At 69.2% G+C, this 19,685-nt stretch carries 17 protein-coding genes; 5 read left to right on the top strand and 12 right to left on the bottom strand.

The window, feature by feature from the left end; all coding sequences use genetic code 11:
• Positions 1-20: 20 nt before the first annotated feature.
• Positions 21-2,231 (top strand): ATP-dependent Clp protease ATP-binding subunit, encoded by a 2,211-nt coding sequence (locus tag BN1193_RS13855; RefSeq protein WP_094770537.1) that lies wholly within the window; start codon positions 21-23, stop codon positions 2,229-2,231.
• Positions 2,232-2,285: 54 nt separating this feature from the next.
• On the opposite strand, the gene BN1193_RS13850 is transcribed toward BN1193_RS13855, so the two are convergent.
• Positions 2,286-3,479, bottom strand: coding sequence for an acyl-CoA dehydrogenase family protein (locus tag BN1193_RS13850; RefSeq protein WP_040167406.1), 1,194 nt, complete (start codon positions 3,477-3,479; stop codon positions 2,286-2,288).
• Between the two features lie 146 nt (positions 3,480-3,625).
• Here BN1193_RS13850 and BN1193_RS13845 point away from each other — a divergent pair, with 146 nt between their 5' ends.
• From BN1193_RS13845 to BN1193_RS13835, 3 genes are read left to right on the top strand one after another with little or no spacing between them, the layout of a single operon-like run.
• Positions 3,626-4,219, top strand: a complete 594-nt coding sequence (locus BN1193_RS13845) for a TetR/AcrR family transcriptional regulator (protein ID WP_052460802.1) — start codon at positions 3,626-3,628, stop codon at positions 4,217-4,219.
• A gap of 58 nt (positions 4,220-4,277) precedes the next feature.
• Positions 4,278-5,723 carry an aldehyde dehydrogenase family protein gene (locus BN1193_RS13840; protein WP_040167405.1) on the top strand — a complete coding sequence of 482 codons (1,446 nt, stop codon included), beginning with the start codon at positions 4,278-4,280 and terminating at the stop codon, positions 5,721-5,723.
• Positions 5,724-5,737: 14 nt separating this feature from the next.
• Positions 5,738-6,145, top strand: a complete 408-nt coding sequence (locus tag BN1193_RS13835) for a cupin domain-containing protein (protein WP_040167404.1) — start codon at positions 5,738-5,740, stop codon at positions 6,143-6,145.
• Positions 6,146-6,200: 55 nt separating this feature from the next.
• Here the strand turns inward: BN1193_RS13835 and BN1193_RS13830 are convergent, their stop codons facing one another.
• From BN1193_RS13830 to BN1193_RS13820, 3 genes are read right to left on the bottom strand one after another with little or no spacing between them, the layout of a single operon-like run.
• Positions 6,201-7,496: a flavin monoamine oxidase family protein gene (locus tag BN1193_RS13830; protein WP_040167403.1), complete on the bottom strand. Its 1,296-nt coding sequence runs from the start codon at positions 7,494-7,496 to the stop codon at positions 6,201-6,203.
• A gap of 2 nt (positions 7,497-7,498) precedes the next feature.
• Positions 7,499-7,807, bottom strand: coding sequence for a cupin domain-containing protein (locus BN1193_RS13825; RefSeq protein WP_040167402.1), 309 nt, complete (start codon positions 7,805-7,807; stop codon positions 7,499-7,501).
• 16 nt (positions 7,808-7,823) lie between these two features.
• Positions 7,824-9,797, bottom strand: coding sequence for a primary-amine oxidase (locus BN1193_RS13820; protein ID WP_040167401.1), 1,974 nt, complete (start codon positions 9,795-9,797; stop codon positions 7,824-7,826).
• A gap of 283 nt (positions 9,798-10,080) precedes the next feature.
• Here BN1193_RS13820 and BN1193_RS13815 point away from each other — a divergent pair, with 283 nt between their 5' ends.
• A complete protein-coding gene (locus tag BN1193_RS13815) occupies positions 10,081-11,217 on the top strand; it encodes an acyl-CoA dehydrogenase family protein (protein ID WP_040167399.1) in 1,137 nt (378 codons plus the stop codon).
• Positions 11,218-11,344: 127 nt separating this feature from the next.
• On the opposite strand, the gene BN1193_RS13810 is transcribed toward BN1193_RS13815, so the two are convergent.
• The 8 genes from BN1193_RS13810 to BN1193_RS13775 all read right to left on the bottom strand — a co-directional run bounded on the left by BN1193_RS13810 (position 11,345) and on the right by BN1193_RS13775 (position 19,656).
• Complete coding sequence (locus BN1193_RS13810) at positions 11,345-12,121, bottom strand: alpha/beta fold hydrolase (protein ID WP_052460801.1); 777 nt, start codon at positions 12,119-12,121, stop codon at positions 11,345-11,347.
• Between the two features lie 66 nt (positions 12,122-12,187).
• On the bottom strand, positions 12,188-13,060 hold the full coding sequence (gene catA / locus BN1193_RS13805; protein ID WP_040167397.1) for a catechol 1,2-dioxygenase: 873 nt from the start codon (positions 13,058-13,060) through the stop codon (positions 12,188-12,190).
• 77 nt (positions 13,061-13,137) lie between these two features.
• A complete protein-coding gene (locus BN1193_RS13800; RefSeq protein ID WP_040167395.1) occupies positions 13,138-14,706 on the bottom strand; it encodes an AAA family ATPase in 1,569 nt (522 codons plus the stop codon).
• Between the two features lie 10 nt (positions 14,707-14,716).
• Positions 14,717-15,004 (bottom strand): muconolactone Delta-isomerase, encoded by a 288-nt coding sequence (gene catC / locus BN1193_RS13795; protein ID WP_040167394.1) that lies wholly within the window; start codon positions 15,002-15,004, stop codon positions 14,717-14,719.
• Between the two features lie 4 nt (positions 15,005-15,008).
• Positions 15,009-16,115, bottom strand: coding sequence for a mandelate racemase/muconate lactonizing enzyme family protein (locus BN1193_RS13790; RefSeq protein WP_040167393.1), 1,107 nt, complete (start codon positions 16,113-16,115; stop codon positions 15,009-15,011).
• A gap of 12 nt (positions 16,116-16,127) precedes the next feature.
• Positions 16,128-17,744 (bottom strand): ABC transporter ATP-binding protein, encoded by a 1,617-nt coding sequence (locus tag BN1193_RS13785; protein WP_052460800.1) that lies wholly within the window; start codon positions 17,742-17,744, stop codon positions 16,128-16,130.
• Positions 17,741-18,631 carry an ABC transporter permease gene (locus BN1193_RS13780; protein ID WP_040167390.1) on the bottom strand — a complete coding sequence of 297 codons (891 nt, stop codon included), beginning with the start codon at positions 18,629-18,631 and terminating at the stop codon, positions 17,741-17,743. The genes BN1193_RS13785 and BN1193_RS13780 overlap by 4 nt, the downstream gene beginning before the upstream one ends.
• Complete coding sequence (locus BN1193_RS13775) at positions 18,628-19,656, bottom strand: ABC transporter permease (RefSeq protein WP_052460799.1); 1,029 nt, start codon at positions 19,654-19,656, stop codon at positions 18,628-18,630. The genes BN1193_RS13780 and BN1193_RS13775 overlap by 4 nt, the downstream gene beginning before the upstream one ends.
• Positions 19,657-19,685: the final 29 nt, after the last annotated feature.

Raw genomic sequence — 19,685 nt, 5'->3', positions numbered from 1 at the left:
GCGAAGACTTAGGAGAAAACATGAACGCAACACAGAATCCCGGTCAGGAGGAACAGCAGTCCGCCCTCGAGCAGTTCGGGATCGACCTCACCGAACGGGCCCGGCAGGGCAAGCTCGATCCGGTGATCGGACGCGACTCGGAGATCCGGCGCGTCAGTCAGGTGCTCACGCGCCGCACGAAGAACAATCCGGTGCTGATCGGCGAGCCCGGTGTCGGCAAGACCGCCGTCGTCGAGGGGCTCGCGCAGCGCATCGTGGCCGGCGATGTGGCGGAGAGCCTCAAGGGCAAGCGCCTGATCTCGCTGGACATGTCCGCCCTCGTCGCGGGCGCGATGTACCGCGGCCAGTTCGAGGAGCGGCTGAAGAACGTCCTCAAGGAGATCACCGACTCCGACGGCGAGGTCATCACCTTCATCGACGAGCTGCACGTGCTGATGGGCGCGGGCGGCGGCGAAGGGTCCGTCGCGGCGTCCAACATGCTCAAGCCGATGCTGGCGCGCGGAGAGCTGCGCCTGATCGGCGCGACCACGCTCAACGAGTACCGCGAGTTCATCGAGAAGGACGCCGCTCTCGAGCGTCGCTTCCAGCAGGTCTACGTCGGGGAGCCGTCCGTCGAGGACACCATCGCGATCCTGCGCGGCTTGAAGGAGCGCTACGAGGCGCACCACAAGGTGGCGATCGCGGACAACGCGCTGGTCGCGGCCGCATCCCTGTCGCACCGGTACATCCCGTCGCGTCAGCTTCCGGACAAGGCCATCGACCTCATCGATGAAGCCGCCTCCCGGCTGCGGATGGAGATCGACTCCGCGCCGCTGGAGATCGACGAACTCCGCCGCCACGTCGACCGGCTGAAGCTGGAGGAGCTCGCGCTGAAGAAGGAGAAGGATCCGGCCTCGAAGGAGCGCCTGGCCAAGCTCCGCGAGGATCTCGCCGCGCAGCAGGAACGCCTGGACGGCCTGCAGCAGCGGTGGGAGGCCGAGCGCGCGTCGCTGAACAAGGTGGGTGACCTCAAGACGCGGCTGGACCGCGCCCGGGGTGACGCCGAACGCGCCCAGCGGGAGGGCAACCTGGAGAAGGCGTCCCGCCTGCTGTACGCGGACATTCCGGCGCTGGAGCGCGAGCTCGGCGAAGCGGAGAAGGCGGAGAACGCCGACGATCGCATGGTCGGCGACCAGGTGACCGACGAGGACATCGCGGAGGTCATCGCCGCGTGGACCGGGATTCCGGTCGGCAAGCTCATGCAGGGCGAGAGCGACAGGCTCGTGCACCTGGAGCAGGAGCTCGGCAAGCGCCTGATCGGGCAGAAGGACGCCGTCAAGGCCGTCGCCGATGCGGTGCGCCGCTCGCGTGCCGGCATCAATGACCCGAACCGTCCCACGGGATCGTTCCTGTTCCTCGGTCCGACCGGTGTCGGCAAGACGGAGCTGGCCAAGGCGCTCGCGGAGTTCCTCTTCGACGACGAGCAGGCCATGGTCCGCATCGACATGTCCGAGTACGGCGAGAAGCACTCCGTCTCGCGACTGGTCGGAGCCCCTCCGGGATACGTCGGCTACGAGCAGGGCGGTCAGTTGACCGAGGCCGTGCGCCGTCGTCCGTACAGCGTGGTGCTGATGGATGAGGTCGAAAAGGCCCACCCCGAGGTGTTCGACGTGCTGCTGCAGGTCATGGACGACGGACGTCTGACCGATGGTCAGGGGCGCACGGTGGATTTCCGCAACGTCATCCTGATCCTCACCTCGAACCTCGGTTCGCAGGTGCTGATCGATCCGACGCTCAGTGCCGAGGCCAAGTACGACGGCGTGATGGACATCGTCCGTCACTCGTTCAAGCCGGAGTTCCTGAACCGTCTCGATGACATCGTGATGTTCAACCCGCTGACCGAGGACGACCTCGCTCAGATCGTCGAGCTGTCCGTCGACGCCATGCAGCGTCGCCTCAGCGAGCGTCGCCTGACGCTGGCGGTCACGCCGGACGCGCGGGCCTGGTTGGCCGAGCGCGGCTACGACCCGCTGTTCGGTGCCCGTCCGCTGCGCCGGTTGATGCAGCGCGAGATCCAGGACAAGCTGGCGCTCGCGATCCTCTCCGGTGGCGTCCGCGACGGCGACACCGTCACGGCGGACGTCGCGGCCGACGGGTCGGGACTGGCGCTGCTCAGTGCCGGTCCGACGCCCGAAGGGGACGTTCCCGGAGGCGAGCCGGACGATGTGATCGACGCCGAGATCGTCGAGTGATCACGACGAAGGGGTGGGACTGATCCCACCCCTTCGTCGTTTTCGTCCTGCCGGTCAGGGGAATCCGGGAGGCTGGGGCAGGCCCAGCAGCTCCAGTCCCCACGACTTGTAGGTGAAGTCGGTGTTGTAACTGATGTGCGCGGCGACGCCGTGGACGTCGCGCCACCCCTGCTGCACACTGCTCGCGGACGCGACGGCGCTGCCACCGCCGGCCTGCATGCAGCGCTCCATCGCGTCCACGCACATCCGGACGGCGGTCGTGGAGTCGCGGTTGGACTTCGACGCCTCGCGGAAGTCGGGCAGGGTGCCGGCGGCGACCAGGTCATCGAGGGACGATGCGCGGAAGGACAGCACCGACCGCGCCGCGTCGACCTGGGACGAGGCCGTTCCGACGTGGATGAGCATCGAGTCGCTGATCTGCACCTCGGTGCTGAACTTCGAGCGCTTCTTCGCGGCGTGCTGGGCGAAGTCCTCGACGGTGCGCTCGGCGGCACCGACCGCGACGGCGGCGAGGTACCAGGTGATCGCCTCGCTGAAGTTCAGTCGGAAGAGCAGCGAGGGATTGACGTCCGCCCCCGGTGCCCGGTTCGTCATCAGGAGGGCCGGGTCCACCGTGCGGTACTCGGGGATGAAGACATCATCGATCACGATCGTGTTCGAGCCCGTCCCGCGCAGGGCGGAGGTGTGCCAGGTGTCCTCGACGCGGTACTCGGAGCGCGGCAGGAGGCACCAGCGCTTGATCGGCGGCTGACCGTCCGCGCCCGGGACGACGATGCCCACCATTCCCCATTCGCAGTGCAGGGAACCGCTGGAGTACGGCCAGCGTCCGCTCACCCGGTAGCCGCCGTCCACGGCGACGCACTCGCTCGCCTGCGCGGCGAAGGAGCTCGCCATCATGGCGTCCGGGTTGTCACCCCACATGTCCTCCTGCGCCTCGAGGGTGAACAGGGAGCCGAGCCAGAAGTGGCTCGCGATCACGCCGTACACCCAGCCGGACGCGGCGTCGCCCTTCGAAATCGCGCTGACGACATCGACCACGGCACGGTTGCCGAGCTCGGCCCCGCCCCATCGCGCGGCCTGATTGATGCGCAGGAGTCCACTGTCGTGGAAATCGGCGATCGTCTCCTCGGGGAGACGGCGGAATTCGTCGCTGTAGTCTCGGCGAGCGTCGACGCGCTCGGCAAGGCGCTCCGCTTTCGCGATCGCCTCATCGGCAGCCAGCAGGGTTGCGGGGGAGAGTCCGGACATGAAGTGAGTATGCCTATTCACGAACGAGATTTCAAACTATTGAACAGAGTGGCGGACCGAGGCGTCCGGATTCCGTTTGTTACTGTGAGGCGAAACGGCGACGACCGGCCGGGCGATGTCGACCGTCGGAGGTGATGGAGGAGAGCATGGGGCAGGAACGGAACGGGGACACGCGGGAGCGTCTGCTTGACGCCGTCCTCCGGGTCGCGGCCGCGCGGGGCCTGGACAAGGTGACCTGGCGGTCGGTGGCCGCCGAGGCCGGCTACTCGCACAGCCTGGTCCAGTTCTACTTCGGCACCGGTGACGAGATGATCACCCAGGCGCTGTACCGATCCGCCGAGATCGACGTCGAGCAGTCTGCGCTCGCCTCGGACACCCTGGACGGATTCCTCTCCGATCTGTCCGGATCCGCGGTCAGCGAAGCCGCGCTCGGGCTGCTGCAGTACGAGTACCTGTTGCGGGCCGTGCGCGGGACGATCCCGATGGAACGGATCGCGAAGATGTACGACGTGTACCGGGACCAGGTCGCCGGGACTCTCGCGCGTCTGCACATCGACGACGACGAGGAGGGCTCGCTCGCCTCCGTCGTCCTCGCGGCGGCCGATGGGCTGATCCTGCAGCACGTCATCTACGGCTCGACCGAGCGCACGGACCTCGCGGTCGCGAAGCTCCGATCGCTGCTGGCCGATCTCGTTCCCGCCGACGCGGCTGTTCCACAGAATGGACCCGACCCCTCCTGAGTCGCGCGGCCGGGGGCACAGTGTCGTCACCACTGTGCCCGGCCTGTGAAGGAGAACCATGTCCGCAACGAAGCTGCTCATCGGCGATCACTGGCTTGACGCCTCCGACGGCGCGCGGGGGACCACCTACGATCCCGCGACCGGTGCGTCGATCGGGGAGTTCGCCGAAGCCACCGCGGACGACGTCGATCGGGCCGTGGCCGCGGCCCGGACCGGTTTCGAATCGGCCGAGTGGGCGCGGATGACACCGGACGCGCGCGGGCGGATCCTGTGGCGCGTCGCGGACCTCCTCGAGGAGCACACCCCCGACCTCGCCGTGCTGGAGAGCACCGACCAGGGTCAGACGCAGGGCATCGCGGCGGGCGTCACGCTGCCGCTGGCCGCGCAGGTGTTCCGCTACTACGCCGGCTGGACGACCAAGATCGAGGGCAAGGTCTCGCCCGTGTCGATCCCGGATCAGCTCACCTACCAGCAGCGCGTTCCGCTGGGCGTCGTCGGCATCATCACGCCGTGGAACTTCCCGTTGGCGATCGCGGCGTGGAAGATCGCTCCGGCGCTGGCGACCGGAAACGCGGTCGTGATCAAGCCCGCGGAGCAGACACCCCTGTCCACGGTCCGCCTCGTCGAGCTGATGCGTGAGGCGGGAGTGCCCGCCGGCGTCGTCAACCTCCTCACCGGTGGTCCGGAGGTGGGCAAAGCCCTCGTCCGTCACCGCGGCGTGGACGCCATCTCCTTCACCGGGTCCACGAGCGTCGGTCAGGAGATCGCGCGGGTCGCCGCCGACGACCTGAAGCGGGTCCGCCTCGAGCTCGGTGGCAAGGCGCCGAGCATCGTGCTGCCGGACGCGGACATCGACGCCGCCGTCATCGGCAACCTCCAGGGCGCGCTGTTCAACACCGGCCAGGCCTGTGGCGCGTTCACGCGGTTCTTCGTGCACCGCTCGCGTGTGGAGGAGTTCACGCAGAAGCTCGCCGCGGCCGCCGAGTCCCTGCCCATCGGGCCCGGCTCGGCACCGGAGACGGTGGTCGGTCCGCTGGTGTCGCAGGAGCACCTGGACCGCGTGCACGGGCTCGTGCAGAGCGGCATCGAGCAGGGGGCGCGCCTGGTCACCGGCGGCGCTCGCGTCACCGGAGACCTGGAGTCGGGCTTCTTCTATCCGCCGACCGTGTTCGCGGACGTCACCGACGACATGCGGATCGCGCAGGAGGAGATCTTCGGTCCGGTGCTGTCCGTGATGGCCTACGACGACCTCGACGAGGCCGTCGCACGCGCGAACGATGTCGACTACGGGCTCGCCGCCGTGATCTGGACGCAGGACCTGAAGACCGCGCACACGCTGCCCCCGCGCCTGCGCGCCGGCACCGTCTTCGTCAACCAGCTCCCGCTGATCGATCCGGGTGCCCCCTGGGGTGGATTCGGCTTGAGCGGCTGGGGCCGCGAGATGGGCGAGTACGCCATCGACGAGTTCACCGAGACGCAGTCGACCTTCATCAACCTCGCCTGACCCGTCCCGCCACGATGGACGGTCCGATCGCGCCGAACGAGCTCCACCACTTCAACGTCTTCACGACCGCGTATCCGGAGGAACCCGAGCTCGCCTTCAACGGCGTCCGGGCGAGCTCGCGCGTGCTGCACACCTCCGCCGACGGCCGCGTGTTCGCGGGGGCGCGGCGGTACCCGGACGGGGCCGACTACACGGTCGGCCCTGACATCACGCACCACGAGATCTGGTACGTCGTGGAGGGGACCGTCGTGCTCACCCCCGAGGGCGGCGATCCGGTGACGTTCGTGCCGGGGGAGTTCATCTCCTACCCGGCGGGAATGCCCGTGCACGCCGTCTACAGCCCCGGCTCACATCACCTCGCCGTGTTCTTCGCGGACCACCCGCTGGTGCAGGAGGACATCGCCCCCACGGCGCTGCGCTGACGGACGAACGAGGAAGAGCCGGACTGCGGCACGCCGCACTCCCGCTCTTCCTCGTTCAGCGACCGATGACCTCGGCCGCCGCGGTGGCGGCAGCCGCGCCGGTCTCCAGGGCGCCGTCGATCCATCCCGGCCAGCGGATGGCGACATCCGAGCCCGCGAACAGGATGCGGCCGCTCGGCGCGGCGAACCCCGAGTGGCCCGTGCTGAGCTGGCCGGGCGCGAACGTCATCCACGCGCCCCGTGAGAACGGATCCGTGTTCCAGTCGTGCACGTCGACATCGATGACCCGCGCGTCGGGGAACAGACGGGTGAAGGCGGCTGTCACGGCGTCGCGGTCGGTGGGGTCGACGAGGTGCGGGGGCGAGCTGAACGCGACGACGAGCGAGGAGTCTCCGAGCCGGTACTGCGGGATCACCGCGACGATCTCGGACTCGCTGCTGATCGCCCCGGTGTCCTCCGGCATCCCCTCGGCGCGGATCCACAGCTTGACCATGCGGTTCGGCTGTCCCTCCGCGGCCAGGGCGGCTTGCGGCCCGCCGAGAGCGGGGGAGAAGGAGATGTCACGCCAGGTGTTCACCGGGGCGGTCACGATCACGCTGCGGGCCGTGAGCCGCTCGCCGTCGGCGGTCGTCACCGTGACGAGGTCTCCCTCGTCGATGACACCCGTGACGTGCGCATCGAGCCGGATCTCGGCGCTCGCGTCCGCCGCCAGCGCCTCGATCAGCGCCGTGGTGCCACCCGCGATCTTGTGACTGATCCCGGCGAAGTACGAGAACACGCTGCCGTTGTGCGCCGCCATCAACGAGAGCGCGCTCAGCGCCGACCAGTCCGTTGCAGCGGCACCGCCGCCGAGCGAACCGAACGTCTCGAGGAAGAGGCGCACTCGCGGGGTGAGGTCGAGCCCGAGCAGGTAGTCACGGACGGACACGTCGAGCGCCGCCAGGTCGCTGCGGTCCCGCGGCTGCGTCGACTCCACGGCCTGGACATGCGTGCTCATCGCGACCCACGCCCGCTCGAGCGCGTAGAGGTCGTCCGCGTCCAGCGGTGCGGCGTGCGCGATGTCGCCGCCCAGGTCCCAGACGAAAGACCCGGTGTCACCGCCTCCGGGCTCCGTCCCGATCCCGTAGCGCTCGAGTTCCGCCATGACGAGATGGTGCGCGCGGTCCGAGATCCAGGTCCCGCCGAGCTCGACGGGCTGCTCGGTGCCGCGGAACGGTCGGCGCCACGTGCGGCCACCGAGCCGGTCGCGACCCTCGAGCACGAGGGCGGTGATGCCCCGGTCCTTCAGGTCGCGTGCCGCGCGCAGGCCCGCGAAGCCGGCCCCGACGATGATCACATCGTGTGCGGTCATGCTCAGTGGTAGATGAAGAACTCGGTGACGGTCTCGAGCACCTTCCAGCGTCCGACCGTGCCCTTCAGGAAGGACGCCGAGTCCCCGGGGGAGAGGTCGTACGTCGCGTCTCCGACGATCTCGACGCGCAGCTTGCCCTCGATGAGGTAGATGGTCTCGTCCGTGGTGAACTCGGCCTCATAGATGTCCGGCTGCTGCTCCGGAGTGCAGTGCCAGTATCCGGCCAGCACGTTCTCGTCCTGGCGCAGCCAGTTGACGGTTCCGGCGGGGAACTCCCCGTACTCGCCGTCGCGGCGGGCGTAGTGGCTCATCTGATCTCCTCGATCGTCAGTGATGGCAGGTGCACTGCCCGGACGGACAGTGCGAGCACCCGCCCCCGGATGGATCCGGCGAGCAGGCGTCCGCCGCGCGATGGGGATCCGCGGCGGGAACATCGAGCGCGGGGTTGCGGTCGAAGAAGTTGTTCGGCAGCAGTTGGAAGCTCGCCACCTCGTTCGGCATCACCGGCCAGTCCTCCGAGCGCGGGATGTGGGTGACGCCGACCGTGTGCCACAGCACGATGTCGGTGTCGACGGTGGGGCGGTCCGCCGCGACCCAGGCGGGCAGCCCCGCGCCGGAGCGGTCCTGGTTCGGGTGATCGCCCGCGGAGTGCATCTGCTCGGGGTCGTAGGGGGTGACCCAGAGGCTCCGGTTGGCGAATCCGGCGCGGCGCTCGATGAGCGACGGCGGCTGCGCGATGAGGGTGTCCGTGGCCCAACCGGGCAACAGCTTGTAGCCGACCGGGGAACCCCAGGCGTTGGTGACGTCCGGGTTCACGACCGTCCAGGCGCGCGCCGTCTGCGGATTCGTCAGTCCATCGCCCGTGTTCTCCGTCTCCAGCAGCGTCTTCGTCACGCGGATCGCGTTGCCGTGCGGGTTCGACGGTCCGACCGGCTCCGCATCGACGTCGGACTGGTACACCCGGTTGCGCCAACCGTCGACCTCCATGTCCAGCCGGAAGTTGAACAGGTGCTGGTGCCAGGTCGCGGCGAGGCCGGCGGCGATCGGCGTGGCGTGCTTCGGGGTCTCACCGGGAAGCGTCGCGATCGTCTGGACGATGCCCATGAGCTTCGTGTCGACCTCGATGTGACCGTCCTGGAAGAAGTTCCAGTAGAAGCCGTAGTGGTAGTTGCCGACCGTCGCGATGAAACTCACCACGAGCTTGCGGGACCGGCGCACATCGACCTTGCCGGTGACCCAGTCGGTGTGCTTCCACAGGATGCCGGCGTCCTCCTCGTGCACGCAGACGGCGTTGCGGATGACCAGCGGCTCGCCGTCGTCGTCGGCCATCACCGCGTCGAGGTACGTGATCGCGCCCAGGCAGTCGCAGCCCAGCACGAGCGAGTTCGCCATCCGCCCGAGACCGTACTCTCCGGCGTCGAAGGCGCTCCGGAAGTAGTGGGTGTCCTCCGGGATGCCGTACGGGACGACCATCTCGGCCAGCGATCCGCGGTGCATGACCGAGCGGTAGTTCGGAGCGGCGCCGGCAGCACTGTCGTCGTACTCGACGCCGGTGAGGACCAGGCCGTCGATCGGGTGCATGTTGACCCGGAAGCGCCACTTCTGCCACCGCAGCTCGGGTCCGTCGAACGCGAACCCGGGCCCCGCGGACTGCACGATATCCAGCGGCGCCACATCGTCGCGCATCGGGGCGTTCTCCGCCGCCGAGTAGTTGCCGCACGTCTGCGGGATCGGACGGACGCCGTGATCCTCGACCGCGAAGATGGACCCGGCGACGGTGTCCACGATGACGATCAGCCCCTCGACGACGTGCGCGTAGGCGTTGTCGTCTTCGTGGTGGCGGAAGTAGGTCACGCACGACCACAGGCGGCGGCCGGTCAGGTCGATGTCGGCGCGGTTCGCGGTTCCGAACGGATCGAGCTGGACGAACGAGAGGTCGTGGACACCACGCAGCGCGAGCGCGTCGATGTAGCGCTGATCGGCCTTCGCGACCGCGTCGATGATGCCGATCTCACTGCTGAGCATCGGCGCGCCACCGTCGGTCAACGCACTGCTGCCGACGATCGCTCCCGCTTCCAGATCGACGATCACGTCGAAGGTCGCCGCCGAGGTGCGATCGAGCACGAGTGCCCGCGCGGATCGCGGAGTGTGCTCGCCGGCGCGCACGGCCGCCTTGTCCGGCTCGTGGGTGAACATCGCACCGAAACCCGGTCGCTCGCCCCCGATCCCGGCCTCGCGGATCAGAGCGGTGGTGCGGCGGATCTCGTCGGCGGTCAAAGCGTCGAACAGCGGGCTGTGCATAGGGGTCCTTCCTGCACGAGCCGGCTACGACACATCGTTCGCCTCGAACGCAGTTCACCGGGCGGGGGAGACGCCGGCGGACTTCGCCGCGCCATGGTGAGCAGAAGTCAAGCGGGTCGGGTCCGAATACACGGTCGCGGTTTCAGTGACCGGACCGTGCGGTGAAGCGCGCGGTTCCTGGTGAAGGAACTACCTAGGACGGCGTTCCCAACCTCCGATGGTGGGTCCGCGGCGGCGTTCCTAGCCTTTTCAGAGGTGCAACGACGGACAACGAGGAGCGCGCATGACGACCGAGTCGATCGACCAGGCCACGACCGTGACGTGGGAGTCGGTTCTGGACGAGCTGCGCGAGCGCAGGTCCGAATTCCACGCGCTGCGGTACGTGCCGCGCGATTTCGTCGACAAGCTGATCGCCCTCGGGGTGTACCGGGCCGCGGCGCCCGCGCGATTCGGCGGTGAGCCGATGTCGCCGGCCGAGTTCATCCGCACCGTCGAGCGGATCTCCCGCGTGGACGGCTCGACCGGATGGGTCGTGGCGTTCTCGACGGCGCTGACCTATCTCGGTGCGCTGCCCCTGGAGACGCAGGCGGAGATCTACCGCGACGGACCGGACGTCGTGTTCGCCGGCGGGCTCTTCCCGCTCGTTCCCGCCGAGGAGACGGATGCCGGCTTCCTCGTGAACGGCACCTGGAAGTTCGCGAGCGGTTGCATGGCCGCGGACTGGATCGGGGTGGGTCTGGTCGACCCCGAGGGCGGCGGGTTGCCCCGGGTCGCCGTGCTGCCGGCTGACCAGGTCGAGATCACCGACAACTGGAACGTGGACGGCATGGTCGCGTCCGGCTCGTTCGACACGAAGGTGCACGACGTCGAGGTGGCACGCGAATGGACGTTCCTGCGCGGCAGTGCCACCAACATCGATGAGCCCCTCTACCGGTACCCTCCGATCGGGTTCCAGGCCCAGATGCACGCCTCGATCGGCCTCGGCGTCGCGCAGGCGGCGCTGGACCAGGTCCGTCAGGCGGGGTCACGTCGGGGCGTGACCGGCGCTCCGCCGCAGGGCGCCCGGGCGTACTTCCGCATCGACGTGGCGAAGGCCTACGTGCGCTTGAACGCCGCGCGGTCGTTCTTCATTGAGACCGCGGATCGCGTGTGGGCCTCCGTCTGCGCCGGAGACGAGGTGACTCCGCAGCAGATCGCGGACATCCGCCTGTCGGCGGTCTACGTCGCTGACGTCGCGGCCCAGACGGTCCACGACATCGCCGCAGTGAGCGGGTCCGGCATCATCAGCGACGGCCACCCGCTGCAGGTGATCCGCCGCGATGCGCAGGTTCCGCAGCTGCACGCCACGCTCAGCCACGCCATGTACGACGCCGGCGGCGCGGTGCTGCTCGGGCAGCAGCCCGACATCCCCTTCTCCTGACCGGGCTTGCTCCCAACTCCGGCAGGTCTGCGCGTCGAGATCTGCCGCTGTTGGGAGCATCGCCGCGGCCGCTCACAACTTCGGCAGGTCTGCGCGCGTGAAAGTGTCGCGGGTGAGAGCGACGGGGTCAGTCGTGGGCGGCGGAGAAGGTGTTGAGGTGGGCCGCGACCTCGGCGGGCCGCTCGACCGGGGGAAGATGAGCGGCGTCGGGGATGGGCGCACTCGTCCCGGTCCGGACACCGTCGGCGATCTCCCGCGCGCTGGCCTCACCGACCACGGGGTCGGATGCACCCCACAGCGCGAGGACCGGCGCCGTGATGCCGGACAGGTCCGCGCGCACGTCATAAGCGGCCAGCGCCTCGCAGCACAGGGCGTAGCTGTCGTCGTCGGCATCGCGCAGGTCCTGCAGCAGACGAGCGACGAGCTCGGGGGCGACGTCCACCGCGGCGGGGGTGAACCATCGTGTGGCCGACTGCTCGACCAGGTCGGCCGTCGAGCTCGCGCGCACCAGGTCGGCCCGCGCCCGCCAGGCCTCGGCGCCACCGAAGCAGGCGCTGGAGGCGACGATCGCCGCGGCCGCCACGCGACCCGGGTGGCGAATGAGAAGTTCGAGGCCGGTGGCTCCACCGAGGGAGACTCCGGCGTAGTGGAACCGGGACGCGCCGAGCTCATCCACGCCGGCGGCCACGGCGTCGGCGAGTTCGGCCACGGTGAAGGGCGCGCGCGCGGCCGGTGAGTCGCCGTGTCCGGGCAGGTCCCAGGTGACGACGCGATAGCGGTCCAGCAGTCGCGGGATCGTCGACTCCCAGAGCGCCGTCGACGTGCCGAGCGAACAGCCCAGGACGACCAGCGGCGCGTCCGTGTCCCCGATGACGGGCGTGAAGGCGAGTGCGGGAACGGTCACGATTCTCCTCGGGGGCGAAAAGCGGACCGGGCGGTGGGCGCTGCAACGCGCTCACCGCCCGGAGGATCAGGCCTCGGGATCGAGGACGAAGTCGTAGTCCACGATCTCGCCCTCGGCATCCGGGTTCGGCCGGGGGTCGAGCATGAGCTCCGGTTTCACCGCGGACGCGATGTCGTCAGCGTTGTGCGGGTCGCCCGGGAAGTAAAGCTGGGTGGTGATCAGCTCGTGTCCGGCCGCGCTCACCTTGAGGTGGAGGTGCGCCGGACGCCACGCGTGCCATCCGGCCGCGGCGATGAGCTGACCGCACGCGCCGTCCGTCGGGATCTGGTACGGCGCGGGACGCAGCGTGTGGATCTCGAAGCGACCGTCGTCGCCCGCGATCCACGTGCCGCGGAGGTTCCACTCCGGCAGGCCCGGTGCGAACTGCGAGTAGAAACCGAGATCGTCCGCGTGCCAGAGCTCGAGGTGTGCTCCGGGCAGCGGCGTGCCGTCGACGGCGCGCACCTGACCGGCGAAGACGAGCGGCGTTCCGGGCTCATCGTCGCGCATCGGAATCGTGCCGTTCCACGGCAGCTCCGGGGCATCCGGGATGTAGTACGGACCCTCGATGCTGCCCTTGCTGCCCTCGCGGTGCTCGTTGGCCACCTCTTCGACGCTGTGCTCGAGCCAGACGTCGAGGAAGAGCGGCCACTCGCCGTCCTCGCCGACGCGGATCAGCCACGCCTTCAGCGCGTTGTACTCCTCGTAGCTGACCTTCTCTTCGAGCACGATGTCGTTGAGGGCCGCGATGGCGCGTCCGGCCACCCGGCCGATGCGCTCCGTGTCGATGACACGTCCGGCGCTCTGCGCCGCCATGCGGCTGCGGAACTGCGCCGAGGCGTTCGCGCCGGAGTCCGCGGCGCGGGCTTCGGTCTCGACGTCGTTGGTCTCTGCTGACATTCGTGAATCTCCTTCGATTGCGTGTGCCACGGCTCGCTGCGAGCCGCGACGGTGGATGAAAACGGTGGGTGGAAGCGTCACTCCCGGGCGTGGACCCCGCGGAACCGAGCGGCGTCGATGAAGTCCTGGAGCTCGAGGGTCCGTTCGCGGTGGGCGCCGATGCGCAGCCCGAGGCGGAGGACCATCTTGATGTCGCGGGGCGTGATGGCGGGGAAGCGTCGGACCAGCTCAGCCGTCAGGCCGGTCGGGAGATCGATCCCGTGGCCGGCCGCGAGCAGCTCCCAGATGCGCCGCGCCGCGTCGGCGTCGGGGACGTCGTAGTCGATGATCGCCGCGCACCGCGCGAGGATCGCCTCATCGACGTCGTCGACGCGGTTCGTCGTGAGGAACAGCAGACCGTCGTAGTACTCCAGCGTGCGCAGGAACTCGGCGACGATCGCGTTCTGGGCGAGGTCGAACCGCCGCACCTGGACGAAGACGTCCGCCTCATCCAGCAGCAGGACCGCGGCCCAGCGCTTGGCGCGGGTGAAGATCTCCTCCAGGTTCTTGCGCACCGACTCCGCCGTGCTGCCGAGTGACCCGGTGTGGATCGAGTAGAGCGGACGTCCGACCGCTTCGGCGTACACCTCGGCGGTGAGCGTCTTGCCGACACCGGGGCGCCCGCGGGCGAGGATGACGTTGCCGGCGGACTTGCCGGCCACGATGTCACCGGTGAACACGCCGATGTCGGTCGTCAGGATGTCCAGGAGCTCGCGCTGCTCGTCGGGCAGGATCAGCTTCTGCGTGAGTGCCGGATCGTAGACGTATGCGGTGAGATCGCCGGTGTTCACGTCCAGGAAGTCCTGGGTGGCGAGGTCGAACACGCGGACGGCGGTGACCACCGGGACCGGCGCCACCTCACCGTCGTCCCAGAGCGGAGACGGCGCGACGACGCGGAGCGGGGCGATCTCGGTGGGCGCGACGTCATGGACGACCTTGCGATCGGTGCGGTCGTTGGCCGAACGGTAGTCGTCGGTGCGGATCGCGTGCCCGGTGAAGCGGAACTGCTGCCCGAAACCGCTCTCGATGACCCGCTCGAACTCGGCTCGACGGGCGGCGTACTCCGCGCGCAGCCCGGGTGTCTCGCGGTACGCGCCGTGCGCGGTGAGGATCTCCGCCGGGGTTTTGCCGGCGATCTCGGTGTCCTCGAAGAAGAGCAGGCGCGGCGCTCGGGACGGACGTTTTACGGTGGGGTTGTCCGCCTCCATCGTGAACTTGATCCGCGGACCGCGTGTGCGATCGGCCTGCTCCAGGGTGATCTCGACCACGAGGTACGGATGCAGGTAGCCGTCCGGTTCCCGGACGTACAGCCACCCGTCGATCCGCTCCGCGCGCAGGAACGCCAGGAAGATCTCCCGGGCGGCATCGATGTGCGGAATGGGCGCGAAGTCCCCCGCCCGGGCGGCCTGGACCGCGGCGACCATCCGGGTGAAGGACGCATCACCGACGCGAACCCCGGTGTCGGCGAGGTCACGCAGCGCGCCGGCGGTGAGGTGCTTCTCCGCGATTCCCATGTGCGGGGACCGCCAGGACTGCGCCTGCGCGCGGGCCGGCTCCAGATCAGCGGAGTCGGTCGCCAGCACGACGTCGGTGGGGACGATGAACATGTCCGCCGCCTCAGGCGCTCGTCGAGATGCGGGACGGGTGCTGGGCGAGCGGTGTCACGGCGATGTCCATGAACGGGAACAGCGGGAGGCTGCTCAACAGCTCGTGCAGCTCGTCGTGACCGGCGACGTCGAAGACGGAGTAGTTCGCATACTCGCCGACGACCCGCCACAGCTGCGCCCACTGACCCGACCGCTGCAGCGCCTGCGCGTAGGCCTTCTCGCGATCGACCAACTCCGCACGGACGCCGGCGTCCAGATCGTGGGGCAATCGGACGTCCATTCGGATCAGGTAGAGCATGGGATCACTCCTCGTCGAGGCGGTAGTGGGCGAGCTTGTCGGGGTCGATCTCGATCCCGGTACCGACGCCGTCGGGCACCGCGACAAAGCCGTCGACGATCGACAGCGGGCGCACGGTCAGGTCATCCGCCATGTCCAGGAAGTTCGACAGCTCCGCGGCGCGGCGCGCGGAGTACGCGAAGGCCGCGCCGAAGACGACCGTCGCGGTCGAGCCGAGCTGGGTGTCGATCTGGTTGCCCATCAGCACGTCGACGCCCACGGCCTCGGCGTAGGCGAGGATCTTGGCGGACTCGGTGAAGCCGGTTCGGGCGGTCTTGATGGACAGCGCCGAGGCGCCGCCGGTCTGGATCTCGCGGGCCGCGTCACCGAGCGATGGCGCCGACTCGTCCGCCACGATCGGAATCCGGGACAGCCGCACGAGCCATCGGCGCCCGAGGACCTCCGCGGCGTCGTCGGGTTCCTCGAAGAACGTGAGATCCAGGTCGGCGGTCGCATCCAGCACCTGGCGCGCCTCGGTCGCCGTCCACCCGCGGTTGGCGTCGAGATACAGCTCCACGTCCGGACCGAGGGCACCGCGCAGTGCGCGGGTCAGCTCGATGTCGAGCGCGAGCGGGCGACGGCCGACCTTGACTTTGAAGGTGTCGATCCCGTACTCGTCCCGGTACCGTTGCGCCTCATCGACCATGGCCGGGACCTCATCGAATCCGAGCATGTGCGAAACGCGCAGCCGGTCGGTGTATCCGCCGAGCAGGGCGTGCACCGATCGTCCGACCGCCTGACCGGCGAGGTCCCACAGTGCGATGTCGATCGCGCCCTTCGTGGTGGGGTTGCCGACCGTGCGGTTCAGACGCTCGTGCACGCGTTCGCGAGCGAACGGGTCCGTCCCGACGAGGGCGTCCCGGAACAGACCCCGCAGGAGCCCGGTCACGGACGCCACGGTCTCGCCGTAGGTGTACGGTCGCGGCGGAATGTCCGCCGTCCCGACCAACCCCTCATCGGTGGTGAGCCGGAGCAGGACGTGCTCGATGGCGTGCACCTCGCCGCTGGCGAAGTGCAGCGCCTTGCGCATCGGTATGCGATAGGGGATCGCTTCGACCTCGGTGATCTTCACGGCGGTTCCTGATCAGAGGGCGGGGGTGCGCCGGCCCTCGAGTGCCTGACGGATGGACAGGGCATCCCCGACCAACCGCTGCGTGTACGGGGCCTGCGGGTCACGGAGGACGGTCGCCGTCTCGCCGATCTCGACGATCCGACCGCGTTCGAGCACCAGCACGCGGTCGGCGAAGGACCGCACCAGCGCGAGGTCGTGCGTGACGAACAGCAGCGACAGGCCACCCTCGCGCTTCAGCTCGGCGAGCAGGTCGATGATGGACGCCTGGATCAGCACGTCCAGCGACGCCGTCACCTCGTCGCAGACGAGGATGCTGGGTTCGGTGACCAGCGCTCGCGCGATCGCGACGCGCTGCCGCTCTCCGCCGGACAGGCTGCCGGGCAGCTTGGTCAGGACATTCGCGGGCAGGTGCACGCGCTCGACGGCGTCGCGCACGGCTGCGCGGCGCTGGGCGGCGGTGGCGTGGAAGGCCATCCGGTGGGCGAACCCGACGCTCTCCTCGACGGTCATCCGGGGATTGAGCGCCGTGAACGGGCTCTGGAAGATGTACTGCAGGTCCTTGACCATCTCGCGGGAGCGGCGTGCCGCGCGCCGCGGCAGCTCCCGGTCCTGCCACAGGATGCGTCCGGTGTACTGCGGGTGCAGGCCGATGATCGCGCGGGACAGGGTGCTCTTGCCGGACCCGGACTCGCCGACGATCGCCAGGCACTCGCCCCGTCCCAATTCGAAGGTGAGGTCGTGGAGCACCTGGTTGCGCCGGTAACCGGCATCCAGGTCCGCCACGGCGAGCACCCGCCCGGCATCCGCCTCGGGCGCGGTGCGCGGCGGCAGCTCGGCGTTGATGTCCGGCGCCGCCCGGAGCAGGCGACGGGTGTACTCGTCCCGGGGGTCCTCGAAGACCGTCTCGACCTCGCCCTCCTCGACGATCACGCCGTCGTGCATCACGATCACCCGGTCGGCGATCTCGGCGATGACGGAGAGGTCGTGCGTGACGTAGAGTCCGGCGATCCCGTACTCGGTGCACAGGCCCCGGACGAGGTCGAGGATGCGCCGCTGCGTGGTCACGTCCAGGCCCGTCGTCGGTTCGTCGAGGACGAGCACTTCGGGTCGGTCGATGATCGCCATGGCGATGCCGACGCGCTGGAGCTGACCTCCCGAAAGCTGATGGGGGTAGCGTCTGGCGAATTCGCGGGTCGCCGGCAGACCGACGCTGCCGAGGCACTCGAGGATGAGGTTCTCGATCTGCTCCTTCGTCAAGGACTCCGGCGACGAGACCAGGACCTCGGCCAGCTGGCGCCGCACGGTGAGTGCGGGGTTCAGGGACGCGCGCGGATCCTGCGGAACATAGGTGACCCGCCGCCCGCGGAACGCGCGCAACTGCGCGGCGCTGAGGGCGCGGACGTCCACCCCGGCGACCTCCACCGCGCCGTCGGTGAGTCGAGCGCCGCGTCGCGTGTAACCGAGCAGCGCCATGCTCACCGTCGTCTTGCCGGACCCGCTCTGGCCGACGAGGCCCAGGATCTCGCCCCCGGCGATCTCGAAGGAGACGTCGCTGACGATCTCCTTGTCGGCGACCTTGACGGTGAGGCCCTGCACGCGCACCACTGATGTCGACGCTGTGTCGGTCATGCGTTGCTCCCTGAGGTGTAGACGTTCAGTGATCGGGCGATGCCCTCGGAGACGAGGTTCGCGCCCAGCGCGAACATCGCCAGCAGTGCGAGCGGAACGAGGACGCCGAGCGGCTGGAACGAGAAGGCGGCGCGGTTCTCGTTGATCATCAGGCCCCAGTCGGCGGCGGGCGCGGCGACGCCGAGCCCGAGCACGCTGAGGCCCGCGAGCATGGACACCGACCACACGATCCGCAGCCCGTACTCGACGGACAGGGTGGGGATGATGTTCGGCAGCACCTGGGTGATGTTCACGCGCAGCGGTCCGGCACCGAGCGCCTGGGCGGACTCGACGTATTCGCGCGTGCTGACGTCGAGGGTCGCGCCGCGAATGACGCGGGCGGCGGATGGCACGTGCGAGAAGGCGATGAGAGCGACCAGGAGCCAGGGGGCGCGTCCGAAGACCGCCACCACGAGCAGGACGAACACCATCATCGGGAGGGCGAGGAAGACATCGCACAGGCGCATCAGGACCTCGTCGGCCCACCCGCCGCGGTAGCCGGCGAGCATGCCGACGAGCGCGCCGACCACGGTTCCGATCGTCGCCGAGATGACGGACATCCACACGACCGTCCGGCCGCCGCTCAGGACCCGGGAGAGCACGTCCTGCCCCATGGCGTCGGTACCGAGCGGGTAGCCGTCGCCGGGAGGGGCGAACGGTGCCGCGATGTAGGCGTCGACCGGGTGCGGTGCCAGCAACGGGCCGATCAGCGCGATCAGCAGGGTGATGCCGATCAGGACCAGTCCGATGATGGATCGACGGTCGCGCAGTGCGGTGCGCACGCGGGAGGTGCTCCGTTCCGCACGGAGTGAGCGCAGTGCCGTGGTGACGGTGCTGGGGCTGGTCATCGGGTCCTCAGTTTCGGGGTCACGAGCAGGGTCAGGACGTCGGCGACGAGATTGATCACGATGTACCCGGCCGCGAGGATCACCACCGCCGCCTGCACGGTGGTGATGTCGCGTTGGGCGACAGCGGTGGACAGGGCGAGGCCGATCCCGGGGTACTGGAAGATGAACTCGAGGACGACCGTTCCGCCCATGAGCATCGTCAGCGTCAGGCCGGCTGCCTGGATGGCCGGGGCCAGGGAGTTCGGCAGCGCGTGCCATAGCAGCACTCTCGGCCGACTGAGGCCCTTCAGCTCGGCCATCGTCACGTACTCGGAGCGCAGCGAATCCTGCAGGGACGCACGGACCTGGAGGGCGAGGTAGGGGATGCTGATGATGATCAGGGTGAGCGCCGGGAGGAACATCATGTCCGGATGCGCGAAGGGGGAATCGCCGACGGGGATCAGTGAGACCGCGGGGAACAGGGCGAGCGCTCCGGTGGACAGGGCCACGATCAGGACGATGGCGATGACGAACTCGGGCAACGCCGAGATCACGACCGAGATGAAGCCGACGAAGCCGTCCATGATCCCGCCCGGGCGGACCGCGGCGGCGATGCCGATCACCAGAGCGAGCGGGATGCTGATGGCGACCACGGCGGTGACCAGGGCGAGGGTGTTCCCGAGGGCGGGAAGGACGATGTCGGTGACGGGCCGGCGGGAGACGAGAGAATCGCCGAAGTCTCCCCGCAGGATGCCGCCGACCCAGCTGGCGAACTGGACGATGATGGGGCGGTCCAGCCCCATTTCGGCGCGCAGCGCGGTGAGGCGCTCCGGGGTCGCCGCATTCCCCAGAACGACGCGCGCGGCGTCCCCGGGCAGCAGCATCGTCACGAAGAACACGATCACCGCCACGAGCACCAGGGTCACCACGCCCAGCCCGAGGCGTCTGCCGATCCAGCGATAGGGACCCGCCGCTCGGGCGGCTGTGGCATCCGCCGTCTCGATCTCTACAAGGGCCACGGGTTCCTCCACCTCGATGCTCAACATTGCGCATATGCGATTTCCCATGCTTACTC

The organism is Microbacterium gorillae, from assembly GCF_000826185.2.
GTDB classification, from domain to species: Bacteria; Actinomycetota; Actinomycetes; order Actinomycetales; family Microbacteriaceae; genus Microbacterium; species Microbacterium gorillae.
Note: the sequence above shows the minus strand (reverse complement) of the source record. Positions and strands in the feature narration are given on the sequence as shown.